Annotated in this window: 20 protein-coding genes; 5 read left to right on the plus strand and 15 right to left on the minus strand. The window is 52.7% G+C overall.

Features of this window, described 5'->3' with window-relative positions; genetic code table 11:
• Window positions 1–179 precede the first annotated feature (179 nt).
• Window positions 180–821, plus strand: a complete 642-nt coding sequence (locus B5F54_RS13920) for a phosphoribosyltransferase (RefSeq protein ID WP_087234860.1) — start codon at window positions 180–182, stop codon at window positions 819–821.
• Between the two features lie 97 nt (window positions 822–918).
• Here the strand turns inward: B5F54_RS13920 and B5F54_RS13925 are convergent, their stop codons facing one another.
• The 5 genes from B5F54_RS13925 to B5F54_RS13945 form a co-directional block, all read right to left on the minus strand.
• Window positions 919–1323 carry a DUF3842 family protein gene (locus tag B5F54_RS13925; protein ID WP_087234861.1) on the minus strand — a complete coding sequence of 135 codons (405 nt, stop codon included), beginning with the start codon at window positions 1321–1323 and terminating at the stop codon, window positions 919–921.
• 21 nt (window positions 1324–1344) lie between these two features.
• Window positions 1345–2829: a DUF1846 domain-containing protein gene (locus B5F54_RS13930; RefSeq protein ID WP_087234862.1), complete on the minus strand. Its 1485-nt coding sequence runs from the start codon at window positions 2827–2829 to the stop codon at window positions 1345–1347.
• A 101-nt stretch (window positions 2830–2930) separates the two neighbouring features.
• Window positions 2931–5270: an ATP-dependent DNA helicase gene (locus tag B5F54_RS13935; protein ID WP_087234863.1), complete on the minus strand. Its 2340-nt coding sequence runs from the start codon at window positions 5268–5270 to the stop codon at window positions 2931–2933.
• Between the two features lie 97 nt (window positions 5271–5367).
• Window positions 5368–6042, minus strand: a complete 675-nt coding sequence (locus tag B5F54_RS13940; protein ID WP_087234864.1) for an HD domain-containing protein — start codon at window positions 6040–6042, stop codon at window positions 5368–5370.
• Window positions 6043–6060: 18 nt separating this feature from the next.
• A complete protein-coding gene (locus tag B5F54_RS13945) occupies window positions 6061–7440 on the minus strand; it encodes a Sapep family Mn(2+)-dependent dipeptidase (RefSeq protein ID WP_172749750.1) in 1380 nt (459 codons plus the stop codon).
• A gap of 471 nt (window positions 7441–7911) precedes the next feature.
• On the opposite strand from B5F54_RS13945, the gene B5F54_RS13950 reads away from it, so the two are divergent.
• The 4 genes from B5F54_RS13950 to B5F54_RS13965 all read left to right on the plus strand — a co-directional run bounded on the left by B5F54_RS13950 (window position 7912) and on the right by B5F54_RS13965 (window position 13163).
• Window positions 7912–9465, plus strand: a complete 1554-nt coding sequence (locus B5F54_RS13950) for a Ppx/GppA phosphatase family protein (RefSeq protein ID WP_087234866.1) — start codon at window positions 7912–7914, stop codon at window positions 9463–9465.
• 58 nt (window positions 9466–9523) lie between these two features.
• Complete coding sequence (locus B5F54_RS13955) at window positions 9524–11650, plus strand: RNA degradosome polyphosphate kinase (RefSeq protein ID WP_087234867.1); 2127 nt, start codon at window positions 9524–9526, stop codon at window positions 11648–11650.
• Window positions 11651–11815: 165 nt separating this feature from the next.
• Window positions 11816–12892 carry a 6-phosphofructokinase gene (locus B5F54_RS13960; protein ID WP_087234868.1) on the plus strand — a complete coding sequence of 359 codons (1077 nt, stop codon included), beginning with the start codon at window positions 11816–11818 and terminating at the stop codon, window positions 12890–12892.
• A gap of 22 nt (window positions 12893–12914) precedes the next feature.
• Window positions 12915–13163, plus strand: coding sequence for a hypothetical protein (locus B5F54_RS13965; RefSeq protein ID WP_087234869.1), 249 nt, complete (start codon window positions 12915–12917; stop codon window positions 13161–13163).
• A 52-nt stretch (window positions 13164–13215) separates the two neighbouring features.
• Here B5F54_RS13965 and B5F54_RS13970 read toward each other — a convergent pair whose 3' ends face one another.
• From B5F54_RS13970 to B5F54_RS14015, 10 genes are all read right to left on the minus strand, one after another.
• Complete coding sequence (locus B5F54_RS13970; protein ID WP_087234870.1) at window positions 13216–13614, minus strand: ComEA family DNA-binding protein; 399 nt, start codon at window positions 13612–13614, stop codon at window positions 13216–13218.
• 22 nt (window positions 13615–13636) lie between these two features.
• The gene (locus tag B5F54_RS13975; RefSeq protein WP_087234871.1) at window positions 13637–14446 is read right to left on the minus strand and encodes a Cof-type HAD-IIB family hydrolase; all 810 of its coding nucleotides are present in this window, start codon (window positions 14444–14446) and stop codon (window positions 13637–13639) included.
• Window positions 14415–15404 (minus strand): RluA family pseudouridine synthase, encoded by a 990-nt coding sequence (locus tag B5F54_RS13980; protein ID WP_419761406.1) that lies wholly within the window; start codon window positions 15402–15404, stop codon window positions 14415–14417. The genes B5F54_RS13975 and B5F54_RS13980 overlap by 32 nt, the downstream gene beginning before the upstream one ends.
• Window positions 15391–15873 carry a signal peptidase II gene (gene lspA / locus B5F54_RS13985; RefSeq protein ID WP_237966826.1) on the minus strand — a complete coding sequence of 161 codons (483 nt, stop codon included), beginning with the start codon at window positions 15871–15873 and terminating at the stop codon, window positions 15391–15393. Before lspA ends, B5F54_RS13980 begins: the two co-directional genes overlap by 14 nt.
• Before the next feature lie 130 nt (window positions 15874–16003).
• A complete protein-coding gene (gene ileS, locus B5F54_RS13990) occupies window positions 16004–18793 on the minus strand; it encodes an isoleucine--tRNA ligase (protein WP_087234874.1) in 2790 nt (929 codons plus the stop codon).
• Between the two features lie 21 nt (window positions 18794–18814).
• On the minus strand, window positions 18815–19516 hold the full coding sequence (locus B5F54_RS13995) for a DivIVA domain-containing protein (protein ID WP_087234875.1): 702 nt from the start codon (window positions 19514–19516) through the stop codon (window positions 18815–18817).
• A gap of 16 nt (window positions 19517–19532) precedes the next feature.
• The gene (locus B5F54_RS14000) at window positions 19533–20291 is read right to left on the minus strand and encodes a YlmH family RNA-binding protein (protein WP_087234876.1); all 759 of its coding nucleotides are present in this window, start codon (window positions 20289–20291) and stop codon (window positions 19533–19535) included.
• Window positions 20291–20770, minus strand: coding sequence for a cell division protein SepF (locus B5F54_RS14005; RefSeq protein WP_087234877.1), 480 nt, complete (start codon window positions 20768–20770; stop codon window positions 20291–20293). The genes B5F54_RS14000 and B5F54_RS14005 overlap by 1 nt, the downstream gene beginning before the upstream one ends.
• 96 nt (window positions 20771–20866) lie before the next feature.
• Window positions 20867–21607, minus strand: coding sequence for a YggS family pyridoxal phosphate-dependent enzyme (locus B5F54_RS14010; RefSeq protein WP_087234878.1), 741 nt, complete (start codon window positions 21605–21607; stop codon window positions 20867–20869).
• The gene (locus B5F54_RS14015) at window positions 21588–22976 is read right to left on the minus strand and encodes an HlyD family efflux transporter periplasmic adaptor subunit (RefSeq protein ID WP_087234879.1); all 1389 of its coding nucleotides are present in this window, start codon (window positions 22974–22976) and stop codon (window positions 21588–21590) included. Before B5F54_RS14015 ends, B5F54_RS14010 begins: the two co-directional genes overlap by 20 nt.
• Between the last annotated feature and the right edge of the window lie 25 nt (window positions 22977–23001).

Here is a 23001-nt window from a genome sequence, read left to right on the forward strand (position 1 = left end):
TGTATATATTTTTTAAACTATATTGCGTTTTTTACAAATAAATGGTATGGTATAGATAAATCCACAGCGATTCGTGTTTGCAAAATTTCCAGGGCATCAGCTTTTTGCATCAAAACGCCAATTTGCGGATGGCTGCGGCTTGAAAATTCATTCCAGCAATTGGAGAATGGAGGAATCGTATGGAAAGCAGAGCGATCAAAATTAAATCCCCTAAGAACAGCAAAATCTCGATCAAAGTGATCCCGGGTCATTTTGCCACCAATCACTCGCATATCAACTATTATATTGATATGACCAGTATCAAGCACCGCCATGCAATGGCTTATGAAGCGGCAGCGACCATGGCGATGAAGTACGAAAACAACACCATGGTAGACACAATCGTATGTATGGATGGCTGTGAGGTTATCGCCGCTTTCTTAGCGCGCTATCTTTCTAAATCTGGCATCATGTCCATGAACGATAAGAGCGACATCTGCATCATCACCCCGGAATTCAATACCAACGGGCAGATGATTTTCCGCGACAATATCCAGCCGATGGTCTGGCAGAAGAACATTCTTCTCCTGGTGGCTTCCGCAACCACCGGCAAGACCATCAACCGATCCCTGGAATGCATCAAATACTATGGAGGCAATGTGATCGGAATCTCCGCCATTTTCAGCGCAATCACCGAAATGGGCGGTGTGCATGTCGATACCATCTTTACTCCCGAAGATATTCCAAACTACCAAACCTATGCTTTTAAAGATTGTCCGGACTGCCAGCAGAAGCGCAAGATCGACGCCATTGTAAACAGCTACGGATATTCAAAAATTTGACCGGCCTTGGTTTGGCGCTACTTTAAAAAAGGGGGGCACCAAGCCGTTTGGGCTATAAAAAAACCGCTGCCATGCAAAAAGCACTGGCAGCGGTTTTTTATTGACAGGATCGAATAACAGCCACCGCGTCCTCGATATATCGGGACATCGGCTTTTCTACAACACCGGCCACATGCACATGGCACTGCTCCACAGGGATCAACACCTTTTGCGCAGGGCTTTCAGAAACTGCCGACGCCATTGCCGGGGTAATTTCACCCCACAGGGAATTTGCCACCATCATCCCGATTGGGCCGGCAACTACATCCGCATGTTTCACATTACAAATCACGGCGTTTTCGCCCGTCGCGCCGACATTTGCCCCCGCCTTAAGCATAGCCGACGTTGCAAGGGAATTGGTGCCGACGGCAACAATCTGCACGTCTGGCAATTCGGAACGAATGCGCTCTACGAGGCTTCTCCCGATGCCGCCTCCCTGTCCGTCGATTACGACAATCCGCATATCGCTTCTCCCTTCCCGCCGTTATTTATGATAGAGCTTTTTGGTCTGGTACTTCGGTTCGCAGGTCAGATTGACGCCCAATTTGCGGAAGGTGGTCTCATCCACCGGGGAAAGGATCACCGAAGAGTGGGCTTCGCATCCGCGCAATTTCGGCAACTGGCGGAGCGCCAACTCTGCGGTTGGATTGGTAGCAGCACAGATGGAAAGAGCGATTAAGATTTCATCTGTATGGAGACGTGGGTTCAGGTTCCCCAAATGCCTCGTTTTTAAATTCTGGATGGGTTCAATGACAATCGGAGAAATCAGCGGCATGGTATGGCTGATCCCCCCCAGATGCTTGAGTGCGTTCAGCAGCACCGCAGCGGAGGCCCCCAAGAGCGAAGAGGTCTTCCCTGTGATGATTTTACCATCCCCCAATTCAATGGCCGCAGCAGGCATGCCGGTCTCTTCTGCACGTTCCAAGGCGGGGCGCACCACATGGCGGTCCTCCACCGTAACGCCCGCCTGGTTCATCACAAGTTCCAGTTTATATACAACGTCTTCCGCAATGCGCCCCTGCCGCTGCTCGCACATCGCGTGGTAATACCGGCGGACAATCTCCTGTTTGGATGCCTCCCGGCAAACCTCATCGTCAATGATGCAATTTCCCGCCATATTGACGCCCATATCCGTCGGCGACTTATAGGGGCTGCTTCCGGTGATCTTTTCCAGAATGGCATTCAAAACCGGGAACACCTCCACATCGCGGTTGTAATTGACCGTGGTCTCCCCATAAGCCTCCAAATGGAACGGATCGATCATGTTGACGTCATTGAGATCGGCCGTCGCCGCCTCATACGCCAGATTGACCGGATGCTTCAGCGGCAGATTCCAAATCGGGAACGTCTCGAATTTGGCATATCCCGCTTTGATGCCATGCTTGTATTCATGGTAGAGCTGTGAAAGGCAGGTCGCCATTTTTCCGCTGCCCGGCCCAGGAGCCGTCACCACCACCAGCGGACGCGAGGTTTCCACATACTGATTCTTGCCAAAGCCTTCGTCGCTGACGATATGGGGGATATTGGACGGATACCCCTCAATCGGATAGTGCAGATATACCTTTACGCCCAACTGCTCCAAGTGGTTTTTAAAGGCATCCGCTACGGGTTGCCCTGCATACTGGGCAATTACTACACTTCCCACATAGAGGCCGATGTCCCGGAACGCATCGATCAGACGCAAAACATCCGCATCGTAGGTGATGCCGATGTCCCCACGCATTTTACTTTTCTCGATGTCCGTCGCATTGATGACAATCACGATTTCCACTTGATCGGAAAGATGCAGAAGCATCTTCATCTTGCTGTCCGGCTGGAATCCCGGCAACACGCGCGAAGCGTGAAAATCGTCGAACAGTTTCCCGCCCATCTCTAAGTACAGCTTGTTGTCAAACATGGAAATGCGCTCGGAAATATGCTTCGATTGTGTCTCCAAATATTTGTCGTTATCAAACCCTACTGCTTTCATGTTCTACCTCTCTCATCATTTCCCTTTAAGACCTCAATAATACTCATATTATAGTAAAAGCACGGAGAGAATGCAACTTCCTGCAAAAAGATTCTCAAATTTTAGTGCTCCCAAAAGGCAGCCACGGCCTGTTCCAACTCGGGAGCCGAACGCACCGTCTGAAAATGCCGCCAATGTGCGGGGAACAAGTTTCGGTAGGATGCGGTGGAAAAGCGGCTGTCGATCAGCAGGACCACTCCGCGGTCCTGCTCGCCGCGGATCACACGCCCTGCCGCTTGCAAAACCTTGTTCATCCCTGGATATTGATAGGCAAAGGCAAACCCTTCCCCGTTTGTCCGGTCATAGTAAGCGCGCAGGATCTCCTGCTCTGCGTTCACCTGCGGCAGTCCAACGCCGACGATCGCCGTGCCGATCAACCGCTCCCCGCGCAGATCGATCCCCTCTGCATAAATGCCGCCCAATACGCAAAACCCCAGCAAGGTCCCTTCCGGCTCCACATCAAAACGGTTGAGGAATTCCATCCGTGCTTCTTCGTCCATACCAGCGGTCTGCAAAAGGGTTTGCACCTCTGGGTAACGCTCCCGGAAAACACGGTACACTTCGTTCATATAGGAGTAGGACGGGAAATAGGCCAAATAATTTCCCTGCCTCCCCTGTAACATGGCATAAAGCAATTCCGCGACAGGATGGAGGCTGCGCGCCCGATCCCGATATTTGGTGCTGACCCGGTCGTCGATAAAGAGCCCCAGGTGGGCCGGATCGAACGGGGAGGGCAGCACATATTTCTTTGTGGTGTCATCCCCGCCGAGCACCGAAGTAAAATAGTCCAACGGGGAAAGTGTGGCAGAAAAGAAAATGGACGCACGGCCGCGCTGCATCGCCTTGTCCAGCAAGGGCGACGGGTCCAGACAGAGGAGCTTCACTGTTACATCGCTCCCGCTGACCGTCACGTAGGTGACAAAGTGATCGTCGTAGAGCTCCGCAATCCGCAGAAAAAACAATGCGTCAAAATAGAGCTGCAACAGGAGCGGATCGGTCCGGGAATGGCGGTGCTCCTCCGCCCACTCCTCCCAGCAAGAAATAAAGCGGTTCAGAGCGGTCAGGAGTTCTTTGGGCGCTTCTTCCTGCGTAAGCGTTCGGGATTCCCCGCACGCCTTGCGCAGAGTAAGCATCTCGGTGTTCACGGCGCCCAGTGCACGGAAAAGCTTGCGCTCTTCCTTTCCAACGAGCCTCCTTGCCTGCAACACGGTGGATTTGTGCAGCGCCGCCGAATACATGTCGCGGGAGCGGTCGACCAGGTTGTGCGCCTCATCCACCAAAAAGACATACTCGCCTGGGCTTTCCCCAAAAAAGCGCTTCAGATACACCACCGGGTCGAACAGATAATTGTAGTCACCGATGATGGCGTCGCACCAAAGGGCGGCGTCCAAAGAGAGTTCAAACGGGCACACTCGATGTTTTTGCGCGCAGGCCTCCACCGCTTCCCGGGTCACCGCCTCGCAATCGTGGACCAGCTCATACAGTGCTTGGTTGGCGCGGTCATAGTAGCCGTTCGCATAGGGGCAGGCTTCCGGGTTGCAATCCCTCTGTTCCAAAAAGCAGATTTTGTCCTTGGCGGTCAGCGTGATGGTCTTGAGCCGCAAGCCCTGATCCCGCATCTGGGCAAACGCATCCTCTGCCGCCCTGCGCGTGACCGTCTTAGCGGTCAGATAGAAAATGCGTTCTGCCTTCCCCTCGCCCATCGCTTTGACGGCTGGGAACAAGGTTGAAACTGTCTTCCCAATGCCGGTCGGAGCCTGACAGAACAGCCGGCCTTTTGCCGCAATGGTTCGATAGACCGCCACCGCCATTTGCCTCTGCCCGGCGCGGTATGTAGCAAAGGGAAACGCCAACGCCCGGATGGACTGGTCGCGCACCGATGTCCAATCCCGTTGGATGGCCGCCCATTTCTCATATTGATCGAGAAGATCCAGATAAAACGCTTCCAGTTCTTCAGCAGTATACACCCGCTGGAAGCGCCGGATCTCCTCTGTGTCCACCTGAAAATAGGTGAGCTGTACGGAGATCCGCTCCAGATTCTCTTGCAGGCAATAAAAATAGGCGTAGCACATCGCCTGTCCCCAATGCGCCCGGTTGAAATCCTCTGTAATCATCGTGAGCGGGGCTCCAGTCGTCTTGATCTCGTCGACCGTCACCCCAACGGCATCCGTAATCACGCCGTCGGCCCTTCCCTCCACCCGATAGAGAAATGCATGGCGCTCCGTCTGCTGGGAAAGGAACACCTCTGCGCGGTACGACGGTCCTCCCGCCTTTTGCAGGCGGCGATGAATGCGCGCTCCCTCGCTGGCCCGGTCTATACCGCCGAACCGGTTGCCCAAGCTGCCGCTCTGCAACAAAAACTCCGCCAGCTTTTTGACCGAGATGCGAATCTCATAGGCCATCGGTCTCCCTCCTTCGTCCGCTGTACCAAAGCACAAGGCTGGCGCCGTTGGGACGGGCCAGCCTAAGACAAATTCAAAATATTTTTATCAAAAATAGTTACAACAGGCGTGTATCGTTGATAATCAGCTCAAATTGCAGGTTCAAAAACTGCGCCGCCTGCCGGCAAAGCACCATGCGGGTCAAAAAGATCTCGAAGTATTCCATCACCGGGCAAATCGTGGTATCAATCACAATATTCAATACGGCGGTGCGGTTTTCCGGGTCAATTTCCATCGCAGAGCGTTCCACCGCATAATTGACGCGGTCGTGGATGTCCGCAGCCACGGTCCCTTTATCGCGCACGCGTGAACGCCGCACATCGCTTTTGTCGGAGAGGATCAACGCCGCCGCGATGGGGTTCACTGCCGCGGCGGTTCCTTCGTCGTGGTTGCCGATCGCCGCCACCACCAAGGCGATCTCCGCTGGGTCCATTTGCAGTTTGTTCAGGATGGTAAATGCCATCAACGCGCCGCTCTGCGCATGGTCGGAGCGGTTTACTACGTTGCCAATATCGTGCATATAGCCGGCAATCGCCGCCAGCTCGCAGGTTCTTGCATCATATCCTAAGCTTTGCAATATCTGCCTGGCAACATCCGAACTGCGTTTTGCATGGGCTAGGCCGTGCTCTGTAAAGCCAATAACGCCAAGGTTATCATTTCCATTTTTGATATATGCGTTGACCTCTTCGCTTTTCCAAATCTCTTCAAAGGTCACTGTCCGATATGTTTCCATAAATGGCCTCCCCCGGACTCAATCATCCACCGCCATATGATACATTGCTTCCAGACAGATCTGTGCGTGGAGCATGAACCGGTCGATGTCAATATTTTCATTCGTATTGTGCAAGCGGCGGTCCGGCTCATCCGGGAAGAATGGCCCAAAAGCAACCCCTTTTCCGCCCAGTTCACGCGCGTAGGTCCCTCCACCGGTGGAATAGAGCGGCGCGGGTTCGCCTATGAATGCCTTATAAGCGTTCTGCAAAAGGGCGATAAACGGACGGTCGGCAGGCAGGAACAGCGGCTTCATATGGCCGCCCTCCTCGGAAAACACATCCTCTGCCCGCGCGGTCTTCTGAATCGTTTCGATGATTGCAGACCCGTCCGACGTCACAGGATAGCGGATGTCGATGGCGGCCGTACACAGGGATGCATCCGCGTGTACCAGCCCCAAGTTCAGCGTCAACGGGCCGGACTCGTCGTCCTGTTGCCTAATTCCCATAGAGGCTCCGTCCAGCTCCACGCCAATATGTTTTTGGAGGAAGGCCGGAAGCGTGCCCATTTGTTCCTCCGTGAACACTTCAAAAAGCAACGCCAATAGATGGGAAGCCGCGTTAAAGCCCTCCTGCGGCTGCATCGCATGAGACGCCGTCCCCTCCGAGGTAATGCGTGCGCCCTCGTCCGTCTCTTCCAAAGTAAAACGCCCTTCCATAGAAACCATCGCCGTGCGCAAACGTTCCCGTTCATCTCTGGTACAGGCCAACTCCGCACAGGCGCCGGCCGGCACCGCATTGACCACAGTCCCTGCGGTAAAGCTTTTCAACACCGTAGAATCGTTCGGCGCAGAGAAATTCATGCGCAGGATACCCTTCTCCCGGTTGCACACGCCGTACTCTGAGTCCGGTGTAAAGCCCATCACCGGCATGGGTTCCTTTTCAAAGTAGCGCTCCAGATCGTCGCTTCCCGTCTCCTCGCCAGCGCCGAAAATCGTACGGATGCGGCGCTTTGTCGGAACCTGCTCGTCCTGCAAAACCTTCAGGCAATACAGCGATACGATGGCCGCCCCTTTGTCGTCCGCCACGCCGCGGCCAAAATATTGGTTGCCAATTTTGGTCATAACGAATGGGTCGGTCTCCCAACCGTCCCCCGCCGGGACAACGTCTACATGGGAAAGCACAGCTGCAATCTCCTCACCCTGGCCGTACTCCGCGTGGCCGGCATAATTTCCGACATTTTGCGTGGAGAATCCGAGCTTCTCCGCAATCTCCAAAATGCATTGCAAAGCTTGTGCTGGCGCGGTCCCAAAGGGCTTCCCCGGTTCCGCTTCCCCTCGCACGGAAGGGATTGCAATCAGCTTGGCCAAGTCCGCAAAGATTTGATCCTGATACTTTAAAATTTTATTTCCGAAATACAATTTTGTTCTCTTCCTTTCAACTGTATTTGAGGTTATCCTACCAATTGTACTGGAACAAAACGCTGGACAGCCTCCCTCTTAAACAGAAAACACGTTACCATTTTCTGCATATGGTTCATTCTTTTCCTAGGCATCCAGACGGCGGCAACCTTTTCCAACATTGGCTTCCGCTTATGCCGTGAGGTTATTATACCACAAATCTTTCCCAATAAAATAGGAGAAAAACGACTTTCCTACCAGCATTTGTTAAAAGAAATTTAGAAGTATCCCATCTTGCAAAGAAACTGGGAATCCTATATTGCTGAGAAGGCAAAGATTTGCTATAATAAAGTATAAAACATCGATGAGATTTTCAAATTTCCCGTGCAAGACGCTGGAACCGATTCTCACTACTATGGAGCATAAAATTCCATGCATTTCCACATCGAATTGTAATTTCATCCGTTTGAAAAATAAGTAGGTGGTGTACAGATGAACAAAAAGAAGGGCGGAAAAATTGCTGCTGTGATCGACATTGGGTCCAATCTGTTGAAAATGCGGATCTGCCAGCTCCGTAAAGGGGAGATCGTCACCCTTGACCGCCTGCAATATCCACTTAATCTTGGACATGAGGTCTTTACTGGAGGAAAAATCAGTTTTGAAAGCCTGCGGGAGCTGTCCAGCATTTTGCATGGATACAGCGATATCATGGCGGAATATGGTGTAGACCAATATAAAGTGGTCGCTACCACCGCCCTGCGGGAAGCCAAAAATAGGGCCTACGTTTTGGATCAGCTCAAAATTCAAAACGACATGACTGTGGAAGTCTTAGAAGATAGCCAGGAAAAAACACTGATCTATTCGGAGATCCTTGCTGGCCTGCAAACGATGGCTCCTCAGAAAATGGGCAACGCATTGATCTCCTATATCGGTGCGGGTACAATCGGCCTATCTGTATTCGACGGGCAAAATATGGTCTTTTCCCAGAACGTCCCTATGGGCGCGTTAAAACTTCATGATATGCTAGGAAGCATTCAGGAAGAAACCGATTCCTTCTATGTTGTTGTAAAAGAATACTTAGATTCCATCATCGGCCGCATCCGTCTTCCCCAGCCGGAAGGCGGCTTTGAAAGTCTTGTCCTCACAGGAAACGAGATTGAGCTGATCGCTAAGATCTGTGGAATTGAACCGGAAAATGGCCGCTATATCATCAAAGCCAAACAGATCAAAAGCCTCTTCAAGGAGATCCGTTCCCTTTCCAAGGAAAAGATCAGCGACCGCTTCGGTATCGAAGAGGAGGTTGCAGAGCTTCTCTATTCCGCTTTGGCCATCTATGTGCGTTTGATGCAGTTTGTCAAAGCGGATCATATCATCGCGCCTAAGGTAGACCTCTGGTTCGCGTTGATGAAGCAGATGCTGATCCCCAAAAGCGCTAATGAGTATGCAGAACATGTGCGCGTTAACGCGCTCTCCTGTGCGCGGGCTATGGCGCGTGTCTATAATGTCAACGAACATCATACAGAAAACATCCGTAAATTTGCGTGCAAAATCTTTGATAAAATGAAAGGCATGCACGGCTTGGACCGGCGCAAGCGCCTGCTCTTGGAGCTCGCCTCCATCATGCACGACTGCGGCCATTATGTCAACGCAAAGGAGCATCTTTCCAGTTCCTTTGACCTTTTAAAAAACATCGACCTCTATGGCATGACCGCCGAAGAAATGTTGATTATCGCCTATATCGCACGGTATAACGAATACGATGTCCCCAATTACGATGGCTTGGAGTTTATCCGCATCCGGGAACCAATCCGGTTGGTCATCTCCAAATTGGTGGCGATCTTCCGCCTGGCCAATGCGCTTGACAAAGCGCATAAGCAGAAATTGGACGATATTAAGGTCCGGCTGGACAAGAACCGCCTGTTGATTACAGGGGAAAGCAATGAAAACCTCTACTTGGAAAAATGGGCTTTCGAACAGACAGCCCCCTTCTTTAAAGAGGTGTTCGGAATCAATCCGGAATTGACCATCAAATCGACCATGATTTGAGCGGTTCCCCCCGTCGTTTACCGAGGGGTAAATACTATTAAAAAGGCTGCGTGGTTATATGATTGAAAAAAATGAAAAAATGGAAAAGCAGCAGCTTCCCTTTATCAACCGGGAACTGAGCTGGATGGATTTTAACGCCCGTGTCCTGGAAGAAGCCTTTGAAAAGGAAAATCCCGTCATGGAGCGCATCCGGTTTTTGTCGATCACTGCTTCGAACCTTGACGAGTTTTTCATGGTGCGTGTCGCTGGGGTAAAAGAACAGGTGGAATCCGGTTACAACCGTGCGGACTTCTCCGGCCTCACCCCTGCGAAGTTGCTTCCCCAATTGAATACGAAGATTTATGGATTTACAGAGCGCCAGTACTCCTGTTTACACCGTTCCATTGTCCCTGCTCTGAAAAAGAACGGCATTATGTTTGTTACGCCGGATCAAATGAGTGAAAAACAGACGGCGTTCATTTCCGACTATTTTGATAAGGTCCTCTTCCCTGTGCTCACTCCTTTGGCGGTGGACCGCAGCCGTCCGTTCCCGTTCCTGGCGAACAAAAGCCTGAATTTAGCGGTTCGTTTGAAAAGCAAAAAATCTGAGGAATCCTATTTTGCGGTCGTGCAGGTTCCGGGTATTCTTTCCAGGTTTTTAGAAGTCCCCAGTGAAGAGGGGCGCGTGTTTGTCCTGTTGGAGGATGTGATTACCTATAAGCTGGAATCGCTGTTTGAGCTCAATGAGATTCAAGCGAGCTGCCCGTTCCGCATCACCCGCGATTCCGATTTGGAGATCGATGAAGAGGCGGACGACCTGCTCAGTGAGATTGTAAAATCCATCAAGCGGCGCAAACGCGGTAAGCCTGTCCGCCTGGAATTGCTCCAGCGCTGCGATAAGGAGACAAAAGAGTTCCTGATCGAAATGCTGGAGATCCATAAGAGCGAAATCTACGAAGTCCCTGGTCCGCTGGATCTGACCTTCCTCTCGAAATTTGCCAATCTCTCCGGTTGTGAGCATCTTTGCTTCAAGCCCATCAAGCCGGTCTACCCGCCCGCAGCGTTCTGGGGCTACAGCGATATGTTCGAAGCGATCCGGGATAAGGACCGCATGGTCCATCACCCGTATGAGAGCTTCGAATGCGTGGTGGATTTTGTACGGCAGGCAGCCGAGGACGAAAATGTGCTGGCCATCAAGCAGACCTTATACCGTGTGAGCGGGCATTCCCCGATTGTCGCCGCCTTGATCCGCGCTGCTGAAAATGGGAAGCAGGTCACGGTTTTGGTGGAATTGAAGGCCCGTTTTGATGAGGAAAACAATATCCTCTGGGCAAAGAAGCTGGAAGAAGCCGGGTGCCATGTCATCTACGGCTTGGCAGGCCTGAAGACGCACTGCAAGATTCTCCTGGTCGTGCGCCGGGACGAGGACGGCATCCGCCGGTATCTCCACATGGCGACCGGCAATTACAACGATTCGACCGCCAAAATCTATACCGACATCGGCGTCTTTACCTGCAAAGAGCCATTCGGCAGGGATGCCTCTTCCCTGTTTAATGTATTGACCGGCTACTCTTTGCCCCCGGATTACAACAAATTCGCAGTCGCCCCCCACGGCCTGCGGGAATTCTTTGTTCGAATGATTCAAAAGGAAATCGCCAATGCGCAGGCTGGCCTGCCCTGTGGCATCACAGCCAAGGTCAACTCCCTAGTCGATCCAGAGATTATCGAGTTGCTTTATCAGGCTTCGCAAGCCAATGTTCCGATCCGCTTGATTGTTCGCGGTATCTGCTGTTTGGTGCCAGGGCTTCCGGGTGTCAGCGAGAATATTACGGTAATCAGTATTGTGGGCCAGCTCTTAGAGCACAGCCGTATTTTCAAATTTGAAAACGCCGGGAACCCCAAAATTTATATGGGCAGCGCAGACTGGATGCCCCGCAACCTGGACCGGCGTGTGGAACTGGTATTCCCCATCGAAGATGAGGATCTGAAAGAACGTGCTTTTGGCATTTTGGAAACGATGTGGAATGACAATATAAATGCACGTATGCTCCGCTCCGACACCACATATGAGCATATCGACCGGCGCGGAAAGGCCCCACACAATAGCCAGGTAGAATTTTCAATTATGGCACAAAAGGCTGTGAAAGCCTTGCAGGTACCGGATGCCTCTCAGCCATATAAACCGATTCGCAGTACTGCAGAATAATACGCTTTATGCGATTCGAAGGATAAACCCGGAGGTTTTCCGTGTCTCTTCTTGGAAAATCTGCCCGCTCTGTTACAGGTCCGTTTTGACGCGCTATGCCGCAGGAAAGAATTCTGCACCAGAATTGGGCGTAATTATTATTGATGTAAAAAGGATGTGGCTTTGATGAAAAGAATTGGTATTTTGACGAGCGGTGGAGACTGCCAAGGCCTCAATGCAGCTATTCGCGGCGTTGCAAAAGCGCTGTATGAAGAATTCGGCGACAATGTGGAAATTTATGGCATTAACGACGGTTACCGCGGCTTGATCGAAGGCAATTATAAGCGCATGAAACCGGAAAATTTTTCCGGCATCCTTACGCTCGGCGGCACCATTTTGGGCACTTCGCGGCAGCCATTTAAGCTGATGCGTGTCATCGACGAAAACAGCGTGGATAAAGTCAAAAACATGAAGGACAATTACAAGAAGATGAAGCTGGATTGCTTGGTAGTCCTCGGCGGCAACGGTACCCATAAGACAGCCAATCTGCTCAGCGAAGAAGGGCTCAATGTTGTCTCGCTCCCCAAGACCATCGACAACGACGTCTGGGGCACGGATATGACCTTTGGGTTCCACAGCGCGATGGATATCGCTGCCAACGTTTTGGACTGTATCCACACTACAGCTACGTCCCATGGGCGCGTCTTTATTGTCGAGATCATGGGGCACAAGGTCGGTTGGCTCACCCTGTACGCGGGCATTGCAGGCGGAGCCGACGTAATCCTCTTGCCGGAAATCCCCTACGACATCGACAGCATTGTTAAGACCATCCGTCAGCGCAACGAATCGGGCAAACGTTTCTCCATCCTTGCCGTTGCGGAGGGCGCTATGTCCAAGGAAGAGGCAAAGCTCAGCAAAAAGGAATTTAAAGCTGCGCGCGCAAGTATGACATATCCCTCGATCTCCTATCGCCTGGCAAAGGAAATCGGCGACAAGACCGGCCAGGAGATCCGCGTGACGGTTCCTGGACATTTCCAGCGTGGAGGCAGCCCCTGCCCCTATGACCGTGTGCTGTCCACCCGTTTTGGCGCTGCGGCCGCAAAGCTGATTGTTCAGAAGCAGTACGGCAATATGGTCGCTTTACAAAATGGGGAAATTGTTCCCGTGCCTCTCTCGGAAGTTGCTGGGAAGCTCAAAACGGTTCCGAAGGACTGCGATGTCATCCAGACCGGGCGCGATATCGGCATCTGCTTCGGCGATTGATCGTAAAGGAGGTTGCCTGACCATGTTTGATTTTGAAAATCACAACCACTTTTTGAAAATTCTTAGCCTGATCGGAATGGTTGCCGCAGGAATCGGCGTGCTTTTGACCGCTGTGAGTGGCTGGGCCCTTTGGAAATGGATTCGCTGCATGGATACCGTGCAAAAATCTTTGCCCACAATCAAAAAAGCGTCCGCCCTATACATCGAAAAGAATGAAAAGGAGCTGGATGACGAGTATTTCTCCGAGGACAGCGACTGCATTTCCTTTTAAACGTTCCCATCCGAATATATAAGCAAGATTTGCTATGTGAAAAAAGAGACGGTTATTGTACATAACCGTCTCTTTTTGATTCAGAAGGTTCATCCACTGTAACGTCTTCTTGGATCTGTGCAAAAAGGGCGTCGCCAATGCCCTTTACCTCCTTGAGCTCTTCCACGCGGGTGAAACCGCCGTACTCTTCCCGGTAATCGAGAATGCGTTGCGCAATCGCCGGGCCAATTCCAGGCAGCGTATCCAACTCTTCCAAGGAAGCGGTATTCAGATTGATCTTCCCGGGTGATTCCGCTTGCGACTCGTCCACACCATCAGCGGAAACGTCGGTCTCTACAAAGCTCTCCAAGGAAGCATCCGGCACATAAAAGGCATTGTATCCGATCAATAGCGCACAAAAGACCAGCGCAATTGCGATGAGAATCCGCGTCTGCCGTTTTTCCTCCTCCATGTTCCAGCCACTTCCCCCCGCTTTAGCGATGCCTTCGTTCGATCTCCTCGATCAAGTCCGCGACCGCCCCCTGGTAGCAGTGCCCTACCACCAGATCAGCCTGTTCTTTTAAGTCGTCCGGCGCATTTTCTGGGACTACCGACACGCCGGCCGCCTCCAAAAGCTCCGTGTCGTTGTAGTAATCCCCAATCGCATAGACGTTTTCCATACGGAATCCCGCCAACTCCGCCGCCTTCACAAGGGCGTTTCCCTTGCTTGCCTGCTCCGGAAGCATTTCCAGATAATTTTCCGAAGAGGAGACAAACCGGACGCCCGGATGTGGAAAGGTCGCGGAAAAGGCTTCCATTGCATCCTTTTTCTCCAGATCGTCCGCAAACAGCGCCTTATACCAAGGCTGCGCAGGATCGATCGGCGGCCCTTCTTTCCAGGAGACGCCTTCATGGTTGAGATGTTCGGTCACATAAGCATTGCGGCGGAGAATGTGGATCGTCTTGATGCAAAAATATTCGATTCCCGCTGTGGGAAACCGGTCGTATAATCTTTGGATGTATTCAGCAGCAGTACGTTGATCCAGGTGGCAATCCCACAGCATCTTCTGTTGGGTATAATCGTACAAGATTGTCCCATTTAGGCAGATACAGGGGCCTTTGGGATGTGTCAGCTCTGCATAGTGTCCTCCCGACAAAATCGAACGCCCTGTCGCAATGGCGAAACTTCCTCCCTCTTGCTGAAAGCGTGCGATGGCATCTAGGTTGCGCTGTGGGACAACAAAGTTCTCCCCAATTAAGGTGCCGTCGAGATCACTCACCAGAAGAATCCCGCTCAAGTCCACATTCCATTCCTCCAAATGTCTGTTTTTTCAATTTTTCCAGAAACGCCGTGAAGTAGGACGGCAGTTCGCTTGTAATCTCCAGATATTCCCCTGTGCGGGGATGGACAAAACCAATGACACGCGCATGCAAACACTGGCCGTCCAGATTCGGCACAGGCTTTTTCGGCCCATAGACCGGGTCCCCTGCTACCGGATGGCCGATATACGCCATATGCACACGGATCTGATGGGTTCGGCCGGTCTCCAATTTCAAACGCACGTGGGTAAACCCCTTATAGCGCGCCAACACCTCAAAATGCGTGACGGCATGGCGGGAATTCTTTTCTGTGACTGCCATGCGCTTGCGGTCCGTCGGATGACGGCCAATCGGCGCATCTATGGTGCCGGTATCCTCCTTGAGGTTCCCGTGGACCACCGCCTCATACATGCGTGTAAAACTGTGTTCTTTGATCTGCTCTGCCAAACGCTGATGGGCAAAATCGTTTTTGGCAACGATCAGCAGGCCGCTGGTGTCCTTATCGATCCGATGGACAATCCCAGGCCGGATCACGCCGTTGATCCCCGAAAGGGAATCGCCGCAGTGCGCCAACAGCGCGTTGACCAGCGTTCCACCCGCATGTCCGGCTGCCGGATGCACCACCATTCCCTTGGGCTTATTGACCACCAGCAGGTCCGCATCCTCATAACGGATATCCAGTGGGATCGCCTCCGGCAGAATATCCAACCCAACCGGTTCCGGCAAGATCACTTCGATTGCATCCCCTGCGCGCAGGCGGTATTTTTTATCCAGAGTTTTCCCTCCACTGGAAACCTGGCCCTGCTCGGCCAGGCGCTCCGCGGCAGAACGTGTGAGTTCTTCCACGCGGACTGAGAGAAACTTATCCAGGCGCATTCCCTCGTCCTCCGGCCCTGCTACGATGTGCAGTGTCTCCCCCAGGAGCATTTCAGGATTTCTCATGCTTTTCCAACTGTTTCCCATCTTTCTTGTCTAAAAAGAACAGGATATGCACCATCAAGAGGACAGTACCGACTGTAACGCAACAGTCCGCAAAATTGAAAATAGGAGGGAAAAACGATACCTGGATATAATCGACGACATATCCCAAAAAGATGCGGTCAATCAAATTTCCGATCCCACCGCCAATGATCAAAATGGAGGCAGCAATCGAGCAGGCACTGTGCTTTTTATAAAGGAATAGGCCTGCAATCAACAAAACCGTGATGACTCCCGTTGTAACAATAAAAAACCAACGCTGATCTTGCAGCATTCCAAACGCTGCACCGCGATTTTCCAAATAAGTGAAGTCCAAAAGGCCCGGAATTGCTGTCACACTTCCAACCGGCTTGAGTTGTGATACTACCAGGCATTTAATCAGCTGATCCGCCAAGGCAGCCACAACCGCCAGGACCAGGGAAAGAATGGCCAATATAAATTCCTCCTTTGCGCCTTCGCGCGGTTTCGTATTGGATGAAAAAAGGGCGAACTTCTGCCCGCCCTTTCCTACCATATTTTTTATCTTCCCATACAATGGGTTTTCAATCCATCGCCGCAGCGAATCAGCTTAAAGCCTCCGCGCAATGCTTGCAAACATCCGGATGTGCAGGATCACTGCCCACCGTATCGCTGAAGCTCCAGCAGCGGGCGCACTTCTCGCCCTCCGCATGGCTGACCGTAACCGAAAGCTCCGGAACCTCTTCGCCCGCGAACTCGCCTTTTCCGCTGTTCGATACCTCGATCTGCGAGACGATAAACACATCGGCCAACTCGCCCTCGACCGATTTGACAAAGTCATACAGCTCGCCTTCGCAGAACAACTGCACCTTTGCATCCAGAGACGCACCGATCACCTTGTTCTTACGCGCCAGCTCCAACGCCTTCTTGACGTCGTCGCGCAGCTGATGGATGCGGTCCCAACGTGCGGTGAACGCCTCGTCCACATCTACGCCGGTCGTCTTCGGCATCTCATTAAACAGCACGCATTCCTTGTCAGCACTGCTGTCGTGCGGCATTGCCTGCCAAATTTCATCCGAGGTATAGGCCAGAATGGGCGAAACCAAGCGCGTCATGCCATCCAGAATCATATACATAGCGGTCTGCGCTGCACGGCGGTTCTGGCTGTCCGCCTTCTCCACATAGAGACGGTTCTTCAGCACATCGAGATAGAAGTTCGACATATCCACCACGCAGAAATTGTGAATCGCGTGATAGGCATTGTGGAATTCATACGTCTCATAGGCCTCTTTGCATTTTGCAGCCAGTGCATCCAGCTTTGTCAGCGCCCAACGGTCGATCGGCTGAAGCTGGTCGAGCGAAACGCGATCTTGATCCGGGTCAAAATCCGAAAGATTGCCCAGGATAAAGCGCGCCGTGTTGCGGATCTTCCGATAGGCGTCGGAGAGCTGTTTGAGAATTTCCTTGGAAATGCGGATATCCGCATGGTAATCAGAGGAAGCCACCCATAGGCGCAGGATGTCCGCGCCGTACTGGTCGATGATCTCCTGCGGGACAATGCCGTTCCCCAGGGACTTGCTCATCTTGCGGCCTTCGCCGTCCACCACCCATCCGTGGGTGACGACCGCCTTATAGGGCGCGGTGCCGCGTGTTGCAACGCTGGTCAGCAGGGAGGACTGGAACCATCCGCGATACTGGTCGGCACCCTCCAGGTAGAGATCCGCCGGCCATTTCAGCTCGGAACGCTGCTGCAAAACCGCCGCATGGGAGGAACCGGAGTCAAACCAGACGTCCATAATGTCGTGTTCCTTCTTAAAGTCCGTGCAGCCGCATTTCTTACATTTCATGCCCTCCGGCAAAAGATCCTTCTCCTCCATGGCATACCAGGCGTCGGAACCCTTCTCCCGGAAGATGTCCGAGATGTGCAGCATCACGTCTTTGTCGATCAACGGCTCGCCGCACTCCTTGCAGTAGAAGATCGGGATCGGCACACCCCAGCGGCGCTGGCGGGAAATACACCAGTCCTTGCGGTCCAATACCATGGACGTGATGCGGTCTTTGCCCCATCCCGGGATCCATTCCACCTCGTTGATGGCCTCAACCGCCTGCTTCTTGAAGGCGTCCACGGAGCAGAACCACTGCTCTGTCGCGCGGAAGAGCACCGGATTCTTGCAGCGCCAGCAGTGCGGGTACTGGTGGATGATGTGCTGCATAGCAAACATCGCGCCGGTCTCCTGCAGGTGCTTGGCGATCACCTTATTGGCTGCCTCAGTGGTCAATCCTGCAAATTGCCCTGCCTCTTCGGTGAGCTTGCCGTGGCTGTCCACCGGCACCACAATGGGCAGCTCCGGATAATGGTCGCGGCAGACCTCAAAGTCCTCCACACCGTGTCCGGGAGCCGTATGCACGCAGCCCGTGCCGCTTTCCAGGGTGACATGGTCGCCTAAGATCACCAAAGAGGTGCGGTCCAGGAACGGATGCTGCGCCTTCATATATTCGAGGTCGCTCCCTTTAAAGGTGGCAACCACTTCATAATCGGTCTTCTCAGCCTCTTTCATAGCGCTTTCCATCAACGCAGAGGCCATCACATAATATTCGTCCCCGCATTTGATCAGGGAATATTCAAATTCCGGGCCCAAGCAAATGGCAACGTTGCCGGGCAGGGTCCACGTGGTCGTGGTCCAAATGACGAAATAGGTCTTGGAAAGGTCAACTCCCTTTGCCGTAAACAGGCCCTTGTCGTCCGTCACACGGAACTTTACATAGATGGAATTGCAGGGGTCTTCTGCATATTCGATCTCTGCTTCCGCCAGGGCAGTCTCACACTCCGGGCACCAATACACAGGCTTGAGGCCCTTGTAGATATAGCCCTTTGTCGCCATCTCTGCAAAGATCTTGATCTGCTCTGCCTCAAAGTCATGTGTCAAGGTGATGTAGGGGTGTTCCCAATCGCCAATGCCGCCCAAACGCTTAAACTGGTTGCGCTGGTCGTCCAAATATTTCAGCGCGAATTCCCGGCAAATTTCACGCAGCTCGACGTCCGAAATGGTTGTGGAATTCTCCACACCCGCCTTTTTGCGCGCCTTGAGCTCCGTGGGCAGGCCGTGTGTATCCCAGCCGGGCACATACGGCGCTTTATATCCCGCCATATTGCGGTAGCGGACGATGATGTCCTTCAACGTTTTATTTAAAGCCGTGCCCAGATGAATGTCGCCGTTGGCATACGGAGGGCCGTCGTGTAACACAAAGAGCGGTTTCCCCTCGTTCTTTTCCAACACTTTTTCATAGATATGCTTTTCTTCCCAATTTTTGAGCATCTCCGGCTCCCGCTTCGGCAGGCTGGCCTGCATTGGGAAATCGGTTTTGGGAAGGTTCAGCGTACTTTTATAATCCATCGGTCTCTACTCTCCTTGGTTTTATTTGCCCGGCGTAAATACATCCGTCGGTATATTCAGGCCGTCCTCGCCGTGTGGAAGAGGCTCCTGCGGCGAAACGTCCAAATCATCGTCAAAATTCGCAATGGTCACATGGAAATCCGGCGGCAATTCCATCGTCGGTTCCTCAGGGGCAGGCGCTTCTTCCGGCTCTTTGGCGAGCTGCGGCTTTGCCTCCTGTTCCGGCTGCGGCTTGTAGGTTGGAATCGCATCGATCATTGTCAAATGCTTCTTGTAAGTCTCTAAAAGCTGTGCACGGAAATCGGAGACCTCTTTCTTCAAGCGCTCCAACTCGCGTTTTTGCTCCTGAATATTCTCCTCCGCTGCGCTGGCGATATTCCCGGCTTTCAGCGTCGCATCTTTTACGATGATCTCCGCCTTGTGACGCGCTTCACGGATAGAAGCATCGCCCAGCTTCTGCGCACTGACGAGGGCGTTCTTAATTTCGTCCTCTTCCTGCCGGTAATCTTCAATCTTTCCGGCCAGGACTTCCAGCTTTTTGAGAAGCTGCTCTTTCTCTGCGTTTTGCTTCTCCATCTCTTCCTTCAGCTCGATGTTCTTTTTCATCAGCTCGTCGTACGATGCCTTGACCTGGTCGATAAAATTGTCCACGTCTTCGGTGTTGTACCCGGAAAGCCGCGACTTTCGGAAGCTGACATTGATGATGTCGTTCAACGTAAGCATATAGGAAGCCTCCCAATCAAATATATTTTCTACCGGCAATGCTGAGCCGTCCTTTTTTTGTCAAGGGACCCACACGGTCCAGAATATACCGTCCTTTTCCCCGGACAGACAGCTTAGCCCCCTCTGTAACCGGCGTGGAAACAGAGGTGACCACCTCGTGATTGAGCATCACCAATCCAGCGGAAATCAACCCCGCCGCTTTTTCCCGGCTGACCCCCGCAGCTAACGCGGCGATACAGTCCAGGCGGGCCGACGCCACCACCCCGGAAAACGGCGCAAACGTATGCGGCACAGGAAGCGGTTCCTGCGCCCCGCGCGAAAGCTTTACCCCTACGCGCCCGATCTTGTCGGTCTGCTGCAAAAGGAAATCCGTAACCTCCGCACGCGCGAACAAAACCGCACGCCCAGGTTCTACCAGGATATCCCCTATCGTCTCGCGGACAACGCCTTTGGAAAGCAGCGATCCCAAAAAATCACGATGGGTGAGCGAATCGCACTGCCGGTATGAAACCGTTACCGTTTCCAAGGGGAACTCCTCCGGGCACGCCTCCAGATAATCCGGGAAAGCGCCAAAGAGCACACGTTCCGCCTCCGCATACCCGCCCCAAAGCAAATAATTGGAAAAGCCGGTGCGGCGCATAATGGTTTGCGCCACACCCGCTTGCCGTTCATCCAAAAAGCCGACAAAATGCGGGCGGCCGCGCTCTGCAATGCGCACAGCGTCCCGCAGCTTGGCCTCTAAAACAGCGTCGTCCATTCCTGCGCGCTTTTCCATTAAAAATACACGCCGTTGTTTTCCAATTCGTCCAGCACATCGTCGCCAGTCAGATCGACGTTGTACGGTGTAATGATGAAGGTGCGCGTGGCCACCGGCTTAATTTTCCCATTCTGTGCATATGCGACGCCGCTGAGGAAATCGAGAATGCGGCGGGAGATGTTTTTCTCCGTATTTTCCAAATTGAGCACCACTGTGTGGCGTTTCAAAAGCTCGTCCGCAATGGCGCGCACTTCTTCCCCATAATGCTCCGGCTTAAAGAGTACCACCTGAAGCTGAGCGGTCGCGTGGATATTGACCACTTTATTGCCGGTAGAACTGGACGGCGCACGGCGAATGCTGTCGCGCGGCTCCGAGATAGCTTCATGTTCCAAGGATTTCTCCTCTTCCTGCACCGCCTCGTCATAATCATAGTCATAATCATACTCGTCATCTGGCGGATTCCACATATTTTTAAATTTCTGTACCAGTCCTGCCATAATCCAAAGCCTCCTAAAATTCTTCTGCTCCCCGTGGAACGGCCGGCCATACTTGCGGCGCAGACCCATGTACCGATTCCCTCGGAGAATTTCCTCTTAAAGATTGGTATAGTTTCGAGCGCCAAACAGCGCCGAACCGACGCGCACCATGTTGGCGCCGGCCAGAATTGCCTGCACATAGTCCGCAGACATTCCCATGGACAAAACATCCATAGAAACATTATCTAATTTTTTGTGTTTCGTGTCAATAAAATATTCGAACATCTTTGAAAAATAGTGCTGTGTAGCAACATCATCGGCATCTGCCGGTGGGATCGCCATCAATCCGCGCACCCGGAGCGCAGGCAAACTGGAAATTTCCTCCAACAGGCCGTCCAATTGCTCCGGCAGGACTCCCGATTTATTCTCCTCCCGGCCGATATTGACCTCCACCAGGACGTCCATTGTTTGATGTTCCCGGGCGCTCAACCGGGAAATCTCCTGCGCCAGCTTCATGCTGTCCACCGACTGGATCATGCTGACCTTCCCAATCAGATACTTTACCTTATTTGTCTGCAAATGGCCGATGAACTGCACGTCGGTTTTTTCGCGCTCCAGGGCGTCGTATTTGTCGCACAATTCCTGCACGCGGTTCTCCCCGATGTGATCCAGCCCAAGCTCGATCCCATGGTTGATGACCTCCACCGGGACCGTCTTGGTCGCCGCAAGGAGGGTGATATCCTCCGGCTTGCGGCCTGAGCGGACCGCCGCTTCTGCGATCTCCGCCCGGATGCGCTTTAAATTTTCTTCCAGAGCGCGGCAGCGCTGCGCCAGCTCGTCATTCGACAACTTTTCCATCGTACAAATCCGTCCCTTCTACTACCACTTCATCGTAAAGATGTACCGTCCGATCGGTGAAGAGCCCTTCCACAGGTTCTTCCTGCTGCGTCCCATCCCCCTCTGTATCATCCTGGACAAAGGGGTCATACGACCGCGAATTTTCTTCTTCCGTCGTCAACACTTCGCAGATCACATAGCTGTTGGTGCTGTACAGGGGGAAGATCTGGCAGAACTGAATCTCGCTGCCATGCATGACGTAAACGCCCTTCACTTCCTTGGTAACGGTCCCATTGACATTGCCGTCCTTGTCGTATGTCTCCTTGGTGATTGTTTCAAAGTGCACCGACTTTTGGCTGACGCGGATTCCGTCGTATTCCTCGATCTCAATCTGGACCGTCTCGTTTCGCAGGCGCGCCAACGAAGCGTTCATATTATTGCAGCGCATCACAACGGCCCCCTCGGATTCCTTATCCTTTTGATTGACCTTGACGACTTCCGCCGGGAGCGGCTCAGCGGATGCAAATGGGAACGTCAATGTAACGCAACGGGCTTCATAACTGGTCTGGTTGGCCTTCTCCTGGAATTTCAGAGCGGTGTCCGCGTCGACAACGCAGACAAAATACCAGTTGAAATCCCCGCAAACCTTGCCGATCGAGGCGGAGGGTGTCACCTGCATGGCCATCTTTTCGCGGATCTCCTCCGGGGTGATGTCTTCGATCTGGTCATAATCGAACACCCCTTCATAGCCGTCCACATGGCTGATAAAATAGCCGGAGGCCGGCGAAGCGATGCTTCCCGTCTGTGTCCCATGGGACGATGCAATGGACTGCCGCTCCGCCTGGAGCGTACTGATGCGCGCATTGAAATCGGTGACCTTTTCTGTGACAATCTGCTTTTCGTTCAATAGATAAAGAAACTCCTCCCGATATTCTGAGAGGCCGCTTAAGCCTTCTTGCCGGGAAGCAATGAGCAGATCCGTCAGTTCCTGGTTAATCTGCTTGTTCAACGAATCCGGATTCGCCGCATATGTATCGCCGGGGGCGTTGAGCTTTTGCAGCTTTTCAATTTCACTGTCCAGCTCCTGAAGCCGCCGCTGCGCTGTGGCGTCGGCTTCGTTCGCATAGGTGACCGCCACCGTACCGTCCTTGTGAATGTGCCCGCCGTCCTCGATGGCATAGGCCACCACGCCGTTCGCGGGCTGCTCGATCAAGCTTTCCTTCCGGATGGCGATCCCGGTCGTCTCGATTGTATCCGCTTCCGTCTTGCTCAAAGCCGTTTCTGTCCGCACGGTGCTGTAATTGGCGCTGTAAATTTGATAGCCGATGTAAAAAAACAGCAACAGAGCGATAAAGATGGACAGCAATCGCTTCAACATGGAATTGTTCATTCACATTCCCCCTTTGCAGCGCCGG

The sequence above is a fragment of the Anaeromassilibacillus sp. An250 genome (assembly GCF_002159845.1).
Classification (GTDB): Bacteria; Bacillota; Clostridia; order Oscillospirales; family Acutalibacteraceae; genus Anaeromassilibacillus; species Anaeromassilibacillus stercoravium.

Bases quoted from the DNA above. Each gene is read 5' to 3' on its own strand.
- B5F54_RS13920 (WP_087234860.1), top strand. From the start codon at position 180: ATGGAAAGCAGAGCGATCAAAATTAAATCCCCTAAGAACAGCAAAATC.
- B5F54_RS13925 (WP_087234861.1), bottom strand. From the start codon at position 1,323: ATGCGGATTGTCGTAATCGACGGACAGGGAGGCGGCATCGGGAGAAGC.
- B5F54_RS13930 (WP_087234862.1), bottom strand. From the start codon at position 2,829: ATGAAAGCAGTAGGGTTTGATAACGACAAATATTTGGAGACACAATCG.
- B5F54_RS13935 (WP_087234863.1), bottom strand. From the start codon at position 5,270: ATGGCCTATGAGATTCGCATCTCGGTCAAAAAGCTGGCGGAGTTTTTG.
- B5F54_RS13940 (WP_087234864.1), bottom strand. From the start codon at position 6,042: ATGGAAACATATCGGACAGTGACCTTTGAAGAGATTTGGAAAAGCGAA.
- B5F54_RS13950 (WP_087234866.1), top strand. From the start codon at position 7,912: ATGAACAAAAAGAAGGGCGGAAAAATTGCTGCTGTGATCGACATTGGG.
- B5F54_RS13955 (WP_087234867.1), top strand. From the start codon at position 9,524: ATGATTGAAAAAAATGAAAAAATGGAAAAGCAGCAGCTTCCCTTTATC.
- B5F54_RS13960 (WP_087234868.1), top strand. From the start codon at position 11,816: ATGAAAAGAATTGGTATTTTGACGAGCGGTGGAGACTGCCAAGGCCTC.
- B5F54_RS13965 (WP_087234869.1), top strand. From the start codon at position 12,915: ATGTTTGATTTTGAAAATCACAACCACTTTTTGAAAATTCTTAGCCTG.
- B5F54_RS13970 (WP_087234870.1), bottom strand. From the start codon at position 13,614: ATGGAGGAGGAAAAACGGCAGACGCGGATTCTCATCGCAATTGCGCTG.
- B5F54_RS13980 (WP_419761406.1), bottom strand. From the start codon at position 15,404: ATGAGAAATCCTGAAATGCTCCTGGGGGAGACACTGCACATCGTAGCA.
- ileS (WP_087234874.1), bottom strand. From the start codon at position 18,793: ATGGATTATAAAAGTACGCTGAACCTTCCCAAAACCGATTTCCCAATG.
- B5F54_RS13995 (WP_087234875.1), bottom strand. From the start codon at position 19,516: ATGCTTACGTTGAACGACATCATCAATGTCAGCTTCCGAAAGTCGCGG.
- B5F54_RS14000 (WP_087234876.1), bottom strand. From the start codon at position 20,291: ATGGAAAAGCGCGCAGGAATGGACGACGCTGTTTTAGAGGCCAAGCTG.
- B5F54_RS14005 (WP_087234877.1), bottom strand. From the start codon at position 20,770: ATGGCAGGACTGGTACAGAAATTTAAAAATATGTGGAATCCGCCAGAT.
- B5F54_RS14010 (WP_087234878.1), bottom strand. From the start codon at position 21,607: ATGGAAAAGTTGTCGAATGACGAGCTGGCGCAGCGCTGCCGCGCTCTG.
- B5F54_RS14015 (WP_087234879.1), bottom strand. From the start codon at position 22,976: ATGAACAATTCCATGTTGAAGCGATTGCTGTCCATCTTTATCGCTCTG.